The 14720-nt window shown below is 39.7% G+C and carries 13 protein-coding genes; 11 read left to right on the top strand and 2 right to left on the bottom strand.

Annotated elements, in window-relative coordinates; genetic code table 11:
- Nucleotides 1-56: 56 nt before the first annotated feature.
- Nucleotides 57-1865, bottom strand: a complete 1809-nt coding sequence (gene glmS, locus DOK79_RS14255) for a glutamine--fructose-6-phosphate transaminase (isomerizing) (protein ID WP_206856014.1) — start codon at nucleotides 1863-1865, stop codon at nucleotides 57-59.
- A gap of 388 nt (nucleotides 1866-2253) precedes the next feature.
- Between glmS and DOK79_RS14250 the strand changes: the two genes are divergently transcribed.
- The 7 genes from DOK79_RS14250 (at nucleotide 2254) to yihA (ending at nucleotide 9014) form a co-directional block, all read left to right on the top strand.
- Nucleotides 2254-2544, top strand: coding sequence for a hypothetical protein (locus DOK79_RS14250; RefSeq protein WP_206856016.1), 291 nt, complete (start codon nucleotides 2254-2256; stop codon nucleotides 2542-2544).
- 11 nt (nucleotides 2545-2555) lie between these two features.
- The gene (sppA, locus tag DOK79_RS14245) at nucleotides 2556-3581 is read left to right on the top strand and encodes a signal peptide peptidase SppA (protein ID WP_206856018.1); all 1026 of its coding nucleotides are present in this window, start codon (nucleotides 2556-2558) and stop codon (nucleotides 3579-3581) included.
- A gap of 140 nt (nucleotides 3582-3721) precedes the next feature.
- Nucleotides 3722-4432 (top strand): RDD family protein, encoded by a 711-nt coding sequence (locus tag DOK79_RS14240; protein ID WP_242543281.1) that lies wholly within the window; start codon nucleotides 3722-3724, stop codon nucleotides 4430-4432.
- Nucleotides 4433-4513: 81 nt separating this feature from the next.
- The gene (locus DOK79_RS14235; protein ID WP_206856022.1) at nucleotides 4514-5449 is read left to right on the top strand and encodes a hypothetical protein; all 936 of its coding nucleotides are present in this window, start codon (nucleotides 4514-4516) and stop codon (nucleotides 5447-5449) included.
- A gap of 152 nt (nucleotides 5450-5601) precedes the next feature.
- On the top strand, nucleotides 5602-6888 hold the full coding sequence (gene tig / locus DOK79_RS14230) for a trigger factor (protein ID WP_206856024.1): 1287 nt from the start codon (nucleotides 5602-5604) through the stop codon (nucleotides 6886-6888).
- A 179-nt stretch (nucleotides 6889-7067) separates the two neighbouring features.
- Complete coding sequence (gene clpX, locus DOK79_RS14225) at nucleotides 7068-8312, top strand: ATP-dependent Clp protease ATP-binding subunit ClpX (RefSeq protein WP_206856026.1); 1245 nt, start codon at nucleotides 7068-7070, stop codon at nucleotides 8310-8312.
- Nucleotides 8313-8426: 114 nt separating this feature from the next.
- Nucleotides 8427-9014, top strand: a complete 588-nt coding sequence (yihA, locus tag DOK79_RS14220; RefSeq protein WP_206856029.1) for a ribosome biogenesis GTP-binding protein YihA/YsxC — start codon at nucleotides 8427-8429, stop codon at nucleotides 9012-9014.
- Between the two features lie 68 nt (nucleotides 9015-9082).
- Here yihA and DOK79_RS14215 read toward each other — a convergent pair whose 3' ends face one another.
- The gene (locus DOK79_RS14215; RefSeq protein WP_206856032.1) at nucleotides 9083-9232 is read right to left on the bottom strand and encodes an SPJ_0845 family protein; all 150 of its coding nucleotides are present in this window, start codon (nucleotides 9230-9232) and stop codon (nucleotides 9083-9085) included.
- A gap of 126 nt (nucleotides 9233-9358) precedes the next feature.
- Here DOK79_RS14215 and DOK79_RS14210 point away from each other — a divergent pair, with 126 nt between their 5' ends.
- The 4 genes from DOK79_RS14210 (at nucleotide 9359) to DOK79_RS14195 (ending at nucleotide 14592) form a co-directional block, all read left to right on the top strand.
- A complete protein-coding gene (locus tag DOK79_RS14210) occupies nucleotides 9359-10684 on the top strand; it encodes a hypothetical protein (RefSeq protein ID WP_206856035.1) in 1326 nt (441 codons plus the stop codon).
- A 297-nt stretch (nucleotides 10685-10981) separates the two neighbouring features.
- Complete coding sequence (locus tag DOK79_RS14205; protein WP_206856038.1) at nucleotides 10982-11734, top strand: DeoR/GlpR family DNA-binding transcription regulator; 753 nt, start codon at nucleotides 10982-10984, stop codon at nucleotides 11732-11734.
- Complete coding sequence (gene pfkB / locus DOK79_RS14200) at nucleotides 11731-12645, top strand: 1-phosphofructokinase (RefSeq protein WP_206856039.1); 915 nt, start codon at nucleotides 11731-11733, stop codon at nucleotides 12643-12645. Before DOK79_RS14205 ends, pfkB begins: the two co-directional genes overlap by 4 nt.
- Before the next feature lie 18 nt (nucleotides 12646-12663).
- Nucleotides 12664-14592 (top strand): PTS fructose transporter subunit IIABC, encoded by a 1929-nt coding sequence (locus DOK79_RS14195; RefSeq protein WP_206856042.1) that lies wholly within the window; start codon nucleotides 12664-12666, stop codon nucleotides 14590-14592.
- The last annotated feature ends 128 nt before the right edge of the window (nucleotides 14593-14720 follow it).

Below are 14720 nucleotides of genomic sequence, written 5' to 3'. Positions count from 1 at the left end.
TGCATTTCTTACAGGGATTTTTGAACGGTATTTATTTAGCAGTAGTAGCCGAGAGATTACTCAACTGTGACTGATTTCGCTAAGTTTCTTGGCTTGTCTACATCATAGCCGCGTAGCAATGTCGCATAGTAAGCGAGCAATTGAGTAGGGATCACCATAGCCAGTGGTGAAAGATACGCATGGACAGCTGGGATAACCAATTGATCTGTCTCTTTTTCTAAACCATGTGCAGCGATCACTAAGGTCTTGGCACCACGACTTTCTACTTCTTTTAAGTTTCCTCGTGTGTGTGCGCCTGTGACTTCTTCACTAATGATCCCAATAACTGGTGTACCTTCTTCGATCAAAGCGATCGTTCCATGTTTTAGTTCGCCAGCTGCAAAGCCTTCTGCTTGGATATAGCTGATTTCTTTAAGTTTTAATGCAGCTTCTAAAGCGACATCATGGTCATTGCTGCGACCAATATAAAAGGCATTTCGCGTTTCATTAAGAAACTCCGCTGCTAATTCTTGTAATTCATCTTTTTGGGTAATCACTGTTTCCATCGCATTTGCGACTAAACTCAATTCATGAGCAACATCAAACGCCAATGCACGGACATTCCCTTTTCTATTCCCGACTGCTTTTGCAAGTAAAGCGAGTACAGCGATTTGAGCAGTATATGCTTTAGTAGAAGCTACCGCAATCTCTGGGCCGGCATGAAGCAACAAAGTGAAGCTAGCTTCTCTTGATAATGTAGAACCAGCGACATTTGTGATCGTCAATGAAGGGTGGCCTAATTGATTGATTTTGACAAGCACCTGACGGCTATCTGCCGTTTCACCGCTTTGGCTCAAAAAGATAAAGAATGGTTTTTTCGATAGTAAAGGCATCGTGTAACCAAACTCACTTGCTAGATGAACTTCAACCGGAATGTCAGTCATTTGCTCGAAGGAATGCTTGCTCGCTAGACCTGCATGATAGCTTGTACCACAAGCCACGATATAAATCCGGTCACTCGCTAAGAGTTCTTCCATCAATTTATGATCCAAAGGAATGTCATTTTCTTCATTCACATAGGTTTGAGCGATTTTACGCATGATGATCGGTTGTTCGTCGATCTCTTTCAACATATAGTAAGGATATGTTCCTTTTTCAATATCAGAAGCATCGACTTGTGCTTCATAAGAATCACGTTCAACGATCGTGCCAGTCAATGTTTGGATCGTGATAGCATCCGCTTGAACGATCACCATCTCTTGATCTTCGATTTCGACAAATTCTTTTGTATAAGAAAGCATTGCCATGGCATCACTTGCAATGACATTGAATCCTTCGCCTTTGCCGATCAATAAAGGGCTTTTATTTTTTGCAACAAAAATCGTTTCTGGTGCTGTACGATCCATCAAAGCAAAAGCATATGAACCTTCGATGACTTCAAGGGCCTTTTTAAATCCTTCTTGTGTATCTTGAGTTTCTTCTACGAATTTTTCGATCACATGAACAACGATCTCTGTATCTGTTTCGCCGATAAAGTCATCAGCTGCCACGTATTGTTGTTTCAATTCTTCAAAATTTTCGATCACACCATTATGGACTAAAACAAAGCGTCCGCTTTGTGAGTGGTGTGGGTGCGCATTTTTTTCTGCAGGTTCACCGTGTGTTGCCCATCTAGTGTGGCCAATTCCTGCTGTACCAGCTGTTTCTGGTGTTAATTTATCTTTAAGGTTTTGGATTCTGCCGCGAGCTTTGACTAAATGGTCCTGTTTTCCATTTGTGACAAAGATCCCAGCTGAGTCATATCCGCGATACTCTAATTTTTCTAAACCATTGATCAATCCTGGGGTAACATTTTCTAATCCGATCATTCCAACAATTCCGCACATAAAAAAACATCCTACTTTCCGTTATAAACTTGATTTTGCTGTTTCCAGCTGCGTAAGAAATTTTTTGTTCTATCTTCGCAGATAGGTTTTATATTTCTTTTTAGAGTGCAGTCCCTAGGGTCATCCGCCGAATGTTTCGATAAACCCTCTCCTCGTCATCTGTCAAAACAGACCTGGCGCTATTCCTTATTGGTCTAATTATCCTCCTAAAAGTATTTTTCCTGGAAACATCTAAAATAATAACGTTAACGTGTGAGGTTTGTCAACAAAAAAGATAAAATATGTAATTGGTATATATCGAAACGGAACGAAAAGAACAAAAAAACGAAATTCGACTATCTTCTTTACTTTGAGTTCGGTACAATAATTATAGATAGGAGGGAAAAAGATGGAAGAGAAAATAGAAATCATGACGTTGGGGATGTTAAAAAAACAAATTGCTGAATTTGAAAAAACAGAACGTGTGACGGATGAAACTAAAATCTTTTTGGATACCGGCTGGGATAGTATCCAAGAAATTGCCCCTGATGCGCTCGGAATCGAGCAAGCGCAACAGTTTGTCGTTGAAGATGAATTGACCCACGAAAAATTTACTGGTTACACCCTTGAGGAAAAGGCAGAAAAGATGAATGCGACACCTGGCTCTGAAGCGGTGATCGTTATTAGAAATCTATACTAGGAGAGTGTAAAATGAATAAAAAACGTTGGATCGCGGTATTGATTGCTGCTGGTTTATTAGTTGTTTCACTCGTTTCTTCGAGCTTGACACAACCCCAAGAAGAGGCTCAGATGGGCAGTCTCAATAGTTGGTTATATGGCGATGAAGAAATGACACCGGTAGTATTGGAAGAAGGCAGTAGTACGGATCGAATCGTAAAACTATCTGTTGATGGTGCTATTGCTAGCGGAGGATCTTCAGGATTGTTTTCATCTGAAGGTTACAATCATGAAGACTTTTTGAAACAGATCGAAGCGATTGAAGCCGATGAAAATGTCAGTGGGATTTTCTTAGAAGTCAATTCTCCTGGTGGTGGCGTTTATGAAAGTGCAGAAATTGCCAACTTACTAAATAATGTTCGGACGGAACGTGATCTACCGATGTATGTCAGCATGAAAAATATGGCTGCCAGTGGTGGTTACTATATTTCTGCCCAAGCAGATAAAATCTTTGCAACGGAAGAAACAGTGACGGGTTCCATTGGTGTGATCATGTCTGGCCTCAACTATTCGGGTTTACTTGAAAAAATCGGCGTTGAAGATACTACTGTAAAAAGCGGTGCGCTAAAAGATATGGGTTCAGCGACTCGTCCAGAGACAGAACAAGATCATGCGGTATTGCAAGCTTATATCGATAACGCGTATAATCGTTTTGTCAAAGTAGTGAGTGAAGGTAGAAACAAATCAGAAGATGAAGTGAAAAAAGTGGCAGATGGCCGTATCTACGACGGTGTGCAGGCAAAAGAAGCAGGATTGGTAGACGAAATCGGTTTTCCAACAGACGCTTTAGCAGCCATGCGTGAAGACCTTGATTTACAAGACGCTGAGTTGATCGAATATTCAACGAGCTCGACCGGCTTTGGCAATACATGGTTTGGCGCAAAATTAGCAGAATTACAAGGATTACAAGCTTCTGAAACTAGTCAGATCTTGTCATTGCTTGAAAGTTTAGGAACAGCAGAATCTCCAAGAGCAATGTATCTTTATGGAGGTGAGTAAACATGACTGAGAAATCTACTCACTCATCACCAATCGAGGAAATGCCCAAGGATATTGAGGGACCGAAAGTATCTGAAAGCAAGGAGTTATCTCCGGAAGAAGTTTCTAAGGTAGAAGAAAGCAACAATACGACGGATGAAATGGTCACCGCAGCTACTACGTCTGAAGGGCAAACGACGAGCGAAGTAAACGTCCATCGTTCAAATGAAGAACATGAGTCTACAGTGCAAGATAAAGCTACTCAACCGGCTGTCGGACCTGATCCTAGTTTTTCCCAAAAGGTACTGAGTTCCTTTGAAGAAAAACCGTTAACACAAACTGAAATCAAAGAAAATCAGAAAAAATGGCAAAAATATACCGATCAAAAAGCGGAAGAACCAACGATCAATCGCTTTCCCAATTATTTCTTTGCCGGTTTCTGGATTCGCTTTGCTGCTTTTTTGATCGATCTCATTTGTATTGGATCAATCAGCCGCTTAACGTTAGGTATTGCTGTGAACTTAGGCTGGCTCCAAGTATCTGACTCTTATTTAAGTATTTACGGTGCCTTGTCACTGATTGCTTACTTAGCCTATTTTGTTTTGTTGACGAAATGGAATCACGGACAGACGGTCGGTAAAATGATCTTTGGCATTCGGGTGATCAGTTTTGATGAAGAAGAGCTGTCATGGAGTACCGTTCTTGTTCGTGAGGGCGCTTGTCGCTTTATTTTAAGATTTCCACTACTATTTATTGGTTATCTCCCAGTCATTTTCAGCAAGAAAAAGCAGCACATCGGAGATTATTTCTCCAATACGAGTGTGGTGACGATCAACTTGATCAAAGCATTTAACCAAGAGATGAACGCTTGATTTTTTACGTATAGAAAAGGCTGGTTATTGTTCAATAAGTCGTGTTAGACAAATGATAAAACAGTGAAGGGAAGAACCTAAGTGAGACCGATCGATTTTCCTGATAAATACGACAATTTGATGCGTATTGGCCAACAAGCATTAGCAAATCATCAATACAGTCAAGCAAAAGAGCTGTTTGAACGTGCCTATGAACTCGAAGCAACGTTTGAATCGAATACGTTGTTCGTGTTGGCACTATCTGAATTAGATATGTGGGAAGAAGCGCTCCATCAAGCACTCTTACATGAAAAGCAGTATTTAATGAATGAAGAATTGGCCACTTTTTATTTTGATTTATTGATTACAGCAAAAGATTTTTTATATGCGCGTAAACTGATTGCAAGTGCCGATTTCCCTGACGATTTTGAACAAGCGATCTTGTTGAAGATCCAACAGGCAGAAGAATTAGTAGGGCAGATGAAACGACAGAAGATCCGAGAGATCTACCAATTAGTCGAAAAGCTACCTTCTGAAAAACCGACTACCCAGTTGAGTTATATCCAAGAAATCGAGCAATTGCCTTATCACGAATTTATCCAAACAGCCAAAAAATTGATCGTGTTAAAAACGGTCCATGTCCTTGTACGGGCAAAGCTGCTTGAATCGCTTGTCCAAGTAAAAGAACCGACACCAGTTGCTTATTTGACGATCGACGAGGAATTGATCGAAGTCATACCAAAGAAAATGGTACGTCCAGAAGAGCAAACCAGCTATCAACAAATCAAAAAAATGGCTGAAGCTTACGAGCAAGAAGATGCCTTGATGAGCAAGAACTTAACAGAAGAGTTCACAATGCAGTCTGCGATCGTTTATCCGATCTATGATAGTTATATCGGTGATCTTGATAAATGGTTCGAACAAACAGTAGCTAGTTATACAAATCAGCCTTGTGAGGATCTTTCTTCGTCTGAGCAACAAGAATTCGCTGAAAAGAGAAATAAAATAATTACAGAACTATTATTATTCAATACCTAAAAAAACAGATAAAAAGATAAAAAAAATCATGAAAAACGTGGATTCCATTTGTTCAATATGTTTACAATTTGGAAGGGTTAGTGTACTATTTAAAGGTATGCATGAAACGTTTTTGATGTATCAAATGAATTTCTAAACTCGGAGGGAAATAAATGACTGCAACATTCGAAAAAAAAGGCACAAATGATGGTGTTTTAACATTTACGATCGGGCAAGATCAAATCCAAAAAGGATTGACAACAGCCTTTAATAAAGTAAAAGGAAACTTGAACGTTCCTGGATTCCGTAAAGGAAAAGTATCTCGTCAAGTATTCAACCGTATGTACGGAGAAGAAGCATTGTACGAAGATGCATTGAACGCTGTTTTACCAGAAGCTTATGAAGCGGCCGTCAAAGAAGCAAGAATCGACCCGGTTTCACAACCTAAGATCGACGTAGCAAGTATGGAAAAAGGTCAAGACTGGACGATCACAGCAGAAGTTACTGTAAAACCTGAAGTTAAATTAGGTGACTACAAAGACCTAGTGGTTGAAAAACAAGACCGTGAAGTAACAGAAGCAGACGTTGAAGAACGCATCAAACGCGAACAAGAAGCGCAAGCTGAATTAGTGATCAAAGAAGACGCAGCAGCTGAAAATGGCGATACTGTCGTTATCGATTTTGAAGGATTCATCAATGATGAAGCTTTCGAAGGCGGAAAAGGCGAAAACCATTCACTTGAATTAGGATCAGGTTCATTCATTCCTGGTTTTGAAGAGCAATTAGTTGGACACAAATCAGGCGACAGCTTAGATGTAACTGTAACATTCCCTGAAAACTACCAAGCGGAAGATCTAGCTGGTAAAGAGGCTGTCTTCAAAGTAACAGTTCACGAAGTAAAAACAAAAGAAGTTCCTGAATTGGATGACGAATTTGCAAAAGATGTAGACGATGAAGTTTCTACATTAGCAGAATTAAAAGAAAAATACATGAAAGAATTGACTGAAACGAAAGAAAAAGCTGCTGAAGATGCAAAAGATGAAGCAGCAATCAAGTTAGCAGTCGAAAATGCGGAAATCGTTGATCTTCCACATGTGATGGTTCACGATGAAGTACACCGTTCAATGGACGAATTCTTGAACAACATGCAACGTCAAGGAATCTCACCAGAAATGTACTACCAATTAACTGGTTCAACAGAAGAAGACTTGCACAAACAGTTTGAAGAAGAAGCAGAAATGCGTACAAAAACAAACCTTGTGATCGAAGCCGTAGCAGCAGCTGAAAACTTAGATGCTACTGAAGAAGAAATCACTGCGGAAATCCAAGAATTAGCAGAAACTTACAATATGCCGATCGACCAAATCAAACGCGTATTGACAGAAGACATGCTAAAACATGATGTGATCATGAAAAAAGCAATCGAATTGATCACTAGCACAGCAAAAGAAGCAGAATAAGGAAAATTCTTATTCGCATCGAATGGAAAGAGTTCAGGCGTTTAGAAGACGCCCGGACTCTTTCATTTGTTTTACTTCATTGATACTTTTGCTTTTTTTTAAATTATGGTATGATAGGGAAAGACTGTAAAGTCTTTGATAGTTTCTTGCGAATCATCGCAAGTTAAGGGGTGAAGACCATGTATGATAATCCAAGTGGTAATGAGACTGTACGCTGTTCTTTTTGTGGCAAAACACAAGAAGAAGTAAAGAAAATCGTAGCAGGTCCGGGGGTCTACATCTGTAACGAATGTATTGACCTATGTAAAGAAATCATTGATGAAGAATTTTACGAAGAAGCTGTACGTGAGTTTACCGAAGTACCGAAACCTTCTGAGATTCTTGAAGTATTGGATAATTATGTGATTGGGCAAGAACGTGCGAAACGCTCATTGGCGGTAGCTGTTTACAATCACTATAAGCGTGTCAATCAAGAAGCGCAAGATGATGATGTTGAATTGCAAAAGAGCAATATCTGTTTGATCGGCCCTACTGGTTCAGGGAAAACCTTCTTGGCGCAAACTTTAGCGAAAACGTTGAATGTGCCATTTGCCATTGCCGATGCAACGAGCTTGACAGAAGCAGGATATGTCGGAGAAGATGTGGAAAATATCTTGCTGAAACTCTTACAATCTGCTGATTACAACGTAGAGCGTGCTGAAAAAGGGATCATCTATATCGATGAGATCGATAAAATCGCACGTAAAAGTGAAAACGTGTCGATCACACGTGATGTATCAGGTGAAGGCGTACAACAAGCCTTACTGAAAATCTTGGAAGGGACTGTTGCGAGTGTGCCGCCTCAAGGTGGACGCAAACATCCGCATCAAGAATTCATCCAAATCGATACGACGAATGTATTGTTCATCGTCGGTGGAGCTTTTGACGGAATCGAAACGATCGTAAAAAATCGTATGGGCGAGAAAACGATTGGATTCGGTACGAACAACCAAAAACTTTCAGAAAATGAAAGTGTCATGCAACATATCATTCCAGAAGATCTATTGAAATTCGGTTTGATCCCTGAGTTTATCGGGCGCTTACCAGTGATGGCTGCGTTAGAAAAACTGACAACAGACGATCTAGTCCGAATCTTGACGGAACCTAAAAATGCCTTAGTGAAGCAATACCAAAAATTACTTTCACTAGATGACACTGCATTAGAATTTGAACCGGAAGCACTAAAAGCAATTGCGAAAAAAGCAATCGATCGCAATACCGGCGCTCGTGGATTACGTTCGATCATCGAAGAAATCATGATGGATGTCATGTTCGATATTCCTTCGGATGAAACGATCGAGAAAGTGATCATTACTAAAGAAGCAGCCGAACTTACCGGTAAACCAACAGTTATCTACAAAGATTCAGAAAAAAAAGCGGGATAAAATGAAAGGAGCAGTCGTGAAAGTTTTTGAAGCTTTTTCGACTACTCCTTTTTATTTTAGCGAAGGAAGCGGAAATGAACGGATTCGCTATACCGCTTTAAGGAGAGAGAGTATATGAAAGTCCATCATGCGGAGATCGTGATCAGTGCAGTTGCACCAAAACAATATCCGGAAACAGATTTACCAGAGATCGCCTTGGCAGGTCGCTCGAATGTCGGAAAATCATCGTTCATCAATACATTGATCGATCGAAAGAATCTTGCACGTACATCAGGAAAACCGGGGAAAACGCAAACTTTGAATTTTTACTTGATTGAAAATGCCTTGCATTTTGTTGATGTCCCTGGCTATGGTTACGCGAAAGTCTCTAAAACAGAACGTGCCAAATGGGGACAGATGATCGAAACTTATTTGACATCTAGAGAACAACTAAAAGCCGTTGTCTCACTTGTCGATGTTCGTCACAAACCCTCACAAGAAGACATCCAAATGTACGAATTCTTGAAATATTATGATATTCCAGTCATCGTCGTTGCGACAAAAGCAGATAAAATTCCTCGTGGAAAATGGAACAAACACGAAAGCGAAATCAAAAAAGCGTTGAATTTTGATCGTAATGATACGTTCATCTTGTTTTCTTCTGTGACAAAGCAAGGAAAAGAAGAGGCGTGGCAAGCGATCGAAGACGCGATTGCAGAATAAACAAATAAGACTTGAGACTTAGTGTGAAAGGAGAACTTTCAAAAACTAAGACATCAAGTCTTTCTTGTTTATTTCTTTTTTTTGTCTTTTTTTGGTTCGCTCTTTGGTTTTAAAAAGCGGTCGATTTCTTCTTTTGAAGCGACGGTTTTTTCAGGATCAACGCCAAAAGATTCGAATAGTTTGTCTAAGTTGTCGGTACGTTCAAATTTCAATCCCATATTTATCACCTCTGATTTTATTTTAACACGGTACCATTTATTACGCGCTATAAGACGAAAAGTTTTAGTTTTTTTTTATTATTCGTTATAATTTGATTATAAAGAGATTTGAGAGAGGTGAGAAAGATGGTACCAGAAAGAAAAATGATGCTCCGTCTCGTCATAAAAAGAGAACGTGAGAACGAAAAAGAAGAAGCCTATGATTGGTCCGTACTTACTCGTATCTTACTTGTCCCTGAATTTTTTCAATCCTCTCGTCAGATAAAAGAACCGTATACCTTGGTGAAGCTAAAACAAGCATTAGATGAAATTGATGATCGTGAAATCGGTTGGCTTGAAATCATTGAAAGAGATTTCGTTTGTCGCTTTGAGTTTGGCTACCACCACCTTCAAGTCGATTATCAGTTTACTTGGAAAATATTCGAAAAAAATGAATCGGTGATTCGCAATTATCTTCAAACAAAAATGCAAAAACACGGCATTTTTGCCTATATGAGAAGTGTCGAAGAATATCTATACCATAATACACAGTCGATCGACGAGCGATTGACATTTGAATCTTCACAGATGATCGATAAGTTGCCGAAAATCAAAGGGTCTGATGGGCAAGTGATCGTTGATTGCAACCAGTTCCCGGGCTATGATTTGATGGTCGAAGGACGTTGTTTCACTTCTTGTTGGGAAATGTATTATAGTAGTTATTACTATCGTTTGATTCCTAAAGAGATATTTTTAGAAGTTCAGCAAGTGGAAAAGATCACACAATTTGACAATCAAGTCATTGGTATCCAGTTGTATCGTGATCCTTTCCGTTGGCAAAGTGAGACGAACTTAAAATTTCAACAATACTACCGCGATCAATTAGGTTTTGATCATTTATCTTGGGATAATGGGGTAGGCTTATTGAAGGAACCATTTGTCGAATATGCCTATACGAAAGATTCCTTACAATCTGTTCAATATCAAAACCATTTGATGCAACCAACAGAAAAGAAAAAAGCAACATTTTTTGTGACAAGAAACTATGATTTTTCGACTTATGACTATAAAGAAAAAAGAGCGAGAGGCGTCCTTAATCGCCAAGCATTTTTTCCTTGGGTCGATGAAAACCATAGTCAGTTGATTTGTTATAAAGTGATCGATCCAACTTTCACGTTAGATAATGGCATCGATGCTTATACCTATTACATCAATGAATATTTAAACGTAGAAGCACCAGATGAAATGTATCGGGATTATCTGACCTCATTACGGATTTACGTTCCGACCAAGTTTTTATCCGATTTTCCGATGGAAGAAATCAGCGATCGATTATCAACGATCAAATTCAAGCGAATCCGTAAGAGAAAAGGTCGGTTAAGTTTTGATGCGGTCCAAGGAGAAAAACGTCTACGGGTCGTCTTGTTAGATCAAGTGGAATTAACAGGTAACCTATTGATGCAAAAAAATTAAGTCCTTATCAAAAGGGTTCTTCAGTACCAATCCTAATTGCCAATCCATGTACTGAACAATTAAGGATTGAATCGACTGATTTTTTTACTTAATAAAGAGCTGGGAAAATAACCATTCCCAACCATAAATAAAGCGACATCCTCGAAAAGTGGTATTCTATTTTTTGGGATGTCGCTTTCGTTTTTGTGGGTTCAATCACTATACACTCGTTTTTTATTGTTTTTGAATGTTTTTGAACGTATTGTGTTGAATAATAGAATAAAATATGCTAAAATCTATCGTGAGGTGATCGTGGAAATGCTTACAGAAGAACGCAAACAGAAAATCTTGCAACTATTGGAGCAACACAAAATCGTCAAGTCCCAAGAGTTAGTTACTTTGTTAGATGCTTCTGAATCAACGATTAGACGGGATCTTCAAGAATTAGAAGATGAAGGTTTATTGCAACGTATCCATGGGGGAGCAAAAAAAGAGGATCTTTTAGGCTTTGAACAGAATATGAGTGAAAAAACGCTCAAAAACGTTCATGAAAAACAAGTCATCGCTCAATTGGCAGCAGAGCTTGTGAATGATGACGAGGTCATTTATCTCGATGCGGGCTCAACGACATTAGAGATCATTCCATTTTTAAAGGGGAAACAGATAACTGTTGTGACTAATTCGGTAAAACACGCTTCTGCTTTAGTTGATCTGCAAATACCAACCATTGTCTTGGGTGGGCAAGTGAAACTGTCAACAAATGCCGTATTAGGGGCAAGCACGCTCAGTCAGTTAAGTGATTATCATTTTAATAAAGCATTTATGGGAATGAATGGCGTACATCTGGAACGTGGATTTACGACACCAGATCCAGAAGAAGCCGCTGTTAAGCGATTAGCGATTGCGAATGCTCAAGATAGTTATATTTTACTTGATCATACAAAGTTCAATAAACAAACATTTGTTTCTGTTGCACCACTACAAGCTGCCACGATCATAACCGAACGTTGTCCATTAGAATTTCAATCTGCTTATAGCGAACGGACAACAATCAAGGAGGCAAATCAATGATTTATACAGTAACACTTAATCCATCGATCGATTTTATCGTACGTGTTGACGGATTAAAACTCTGTGATTTAAACCGTATGACCGAAGATTTCAAAGTGCCTGGCGGAAAAGGGATCAACGTTTCTCGTATTTTGAAACGCATCGATTCTGAATCGACTGCATTAGGTTTTCTAGGTGGATTCACTGGAAACTTTATTTCTGACTGGTTAAAAGAAGAGCAGATCGCGACCGCTTTTACGCAAGTAGAAGAAGATACGCGGATCAACATCAAACTAAAATCTGATTCTGAAACAGAGATCAATGGACAAGGACCGATGATTTCAGATCAAGCAATCGACCGTCTAAAAGCAGAATTAGCCACCGTTGGAGCAAACGACATCGTGGTGTTATCTGGAAGTACGCCTGCAAGTTTACGTGCCGGATTCTACCAAGAGTTGATCGAGATCATCCGTGAAAAAGGGGCAGAGTTTGTGATCGATACGACGGGCGATGACTTGAAGGAAGCCTTGAAAAGAGAACCATTATTGATCAAGCCGAATAATCACGAATTAGCTGAATTATATAATGTAACTTTTGATTCAGTCGAAGACATCCTTCCTTATGGTAAGAAATTATTAGAAGAAGGAGCGAAAAATGTCTTGATCTCAATGGCAGGCGACGGGGCTTTATTATTTACAAAAGATGGCACTTATCGTTCAAACGTCTTAGTTCGTCCATTGAAAAACTCAGTTGGTGCCGGAGATTCGATGATTGCTGGCTTTATCGGTTCATATAGCAAACAGGCAGATGCGGTGGAAGCATTCAAATGGGGCGTGGCATGCGGCAGCGCGACAGCTTTTTCAGATGATTTAGCGGTTCGCTCGTTTATCGATGAATTATTACCAGAAGTAGAAATTACTAAAATTGATTAATATCGTGGGGGGTACATCATGGAAATCAAAGACTTAATGATCAAAGATGCGATGATCATGGACCTACAGGCAACTGATAAAAAAGGTGCCATCGATGAAATGGTCCAAAAAATGTATGATGCAGGTCGCATCTCAGATATCGAAATTTATAAAGAAGGAATTTTAGCTCGTGAAGCACAAACATCTACTGGTTTAGGTGACGGCATCGCGATGCCACATGCGAAAAATGCAGCAGTGAAAGAAGCAACTGTTTTGTTTGCGAAAAGTAACAAAGGGGTAGACTATGAAGCGCTTGATGGTCAACCAACTTTCTTATTCTTTATGATCGCTGCACCAGAAGGAGCAAACGACACGCATTTGCAAGCATTAGCTGCATTGTCACGTTTGCTGATCGATCCAGATTTTGTTGGGAAATTAAAAGAAGCTGCAACACCTGAAGAAGTCCAAGAATTGTTCCAAACAGCAGAACAACAAAAAGAAGCTGAAGCAGTAGCGGAACAAGAAGAAGCAGCGCAAACAGTTTCTTCATCAGACAAAAAATTTATCGTTGCAGTAACAGCGTGTCCAACAGGGATCGCACATACGTACATGGCAGAAGATGCGTTGAAGAAAAAAGCCAAAGAGATGGGCGTAGAGATCAAAGTTGAAACAAATGGATCTGAAGGTATCAAAAATCGTTTGACTGCTGAAGACATTGCACGTGCAGACGGTGTCATCGTTGCCGCTGATAAAAAAGTCGAAATGAATCGTTTCGACGGAAAAGAATTAGTCAATCGCCCAGTAAGTGACGGTATCCGTAAAACGGAAGAATTGATCAATATAGCAATCAGTGGTTCAGCGCCAGTTTTCCATGGTGATGGAAAAGAAAATGCGGCAGATGAAGGAAATGCGGATGGTACGATCGGACAACGAATCTATAAAGATTTGATGAACGGTGTTTCTCACATGCTACCATTCGTTATCGGTGGCGGGATCGCCATTGCCTTATCATTTATGGTGGACCAATTCATGGGTGTACCACAAGATCAATTAGCAAACCTTGGGAACTACAACCAAGCAGCGAGCTGGTTCAATCAAATCGGTCAAGCCGCATTTGGCTTCATGTTACCAGTCTTAGCTGGATTTATTGCTTCAAGTATTGGTGATCGTCCTGGATTGATCGTTGGTTTTGCCGCTGGAGCATTAGCGAATACAGGTGGCGCAGGTTTCTTAGGTGCATTGATCGGTGGTTTCTTAGCTGGTTACGTAATCGTCTTCTTGCGTAAACTCTTCAAAAACTTACCGAAATCACTTGAAGGAATCAAAACGATTTTATTCTATCCTGTCTTCGGGTTATTGATTACCGGTTTCTTGATGTTGATGGTCAACGTACCAATGAAAGCAATCAATGATGGGTTGAATGCTTTCTTGTCTGGACTTAGCGGTTCAAATGCAGCACTACTAGGCGCATTACTTGCTGGAATGATGGCTGCCGATTTAGGTGGACCAATCAACAAAGCAGCTTATGTCTTTGGTACAGCTACTTTAGCAACAACGGTTGCCACTGGTGGTAGTGTCGTAATGGCTTCTGTTATGGCAGGAGGGATGGTTCCGCCGTTAGCGATTTTCGTCGCAACACGTTTGTTCAAAAATAAATTCAGCAAAACAGATCAAGATGCTGGCTTAACAAATATTGTTATGGGGCTTTCGTTTGTGACAGAAGGTTCGATCCCATTTGCTGCAGCTGATCCAATCAGAGCGATTCCAAGTTTCATTATCGGTTCAGCATTGACCGGTGGATTAGTTGGTGCATTCGGTATTAAATTGTTAGCACCACATGGCGGAATCTTCGTTGTATTCTTATTAAGTCATCCGTTGATGTACTTGTTGTTTATCGCAATTGGTGCAGTTGTATCTGGCGTTATTTATGGTTGGTTGAGAAAATCACCAACAGTCAGTGAAGCATAAGTTTACAAGCATAATACCTTACTAAGGAAATTTACTTCTTAGTAAGGTATTTTTTTGTATAAAAAAACAAAAAACATATTGTTTGACTTTATTACGTCCCTCATAGTATCATCGTTTTGTTATTAATA

The sequence above is a fragment of the Enterococcus sp. DIV1094 genome, assembly GCF_017316305.2.
GTDB lineage: Bacteria > Bacillota > Bacilli > Lactobacillales > Enterococcaceae > Enterococcus_B > Enterococcus_B mangumiae.
The sequence above is the reverse complement of the archived record's forward strand: the minus strand, read 5'-3'. Positions and strand labels throughout refer to the sequence as shown.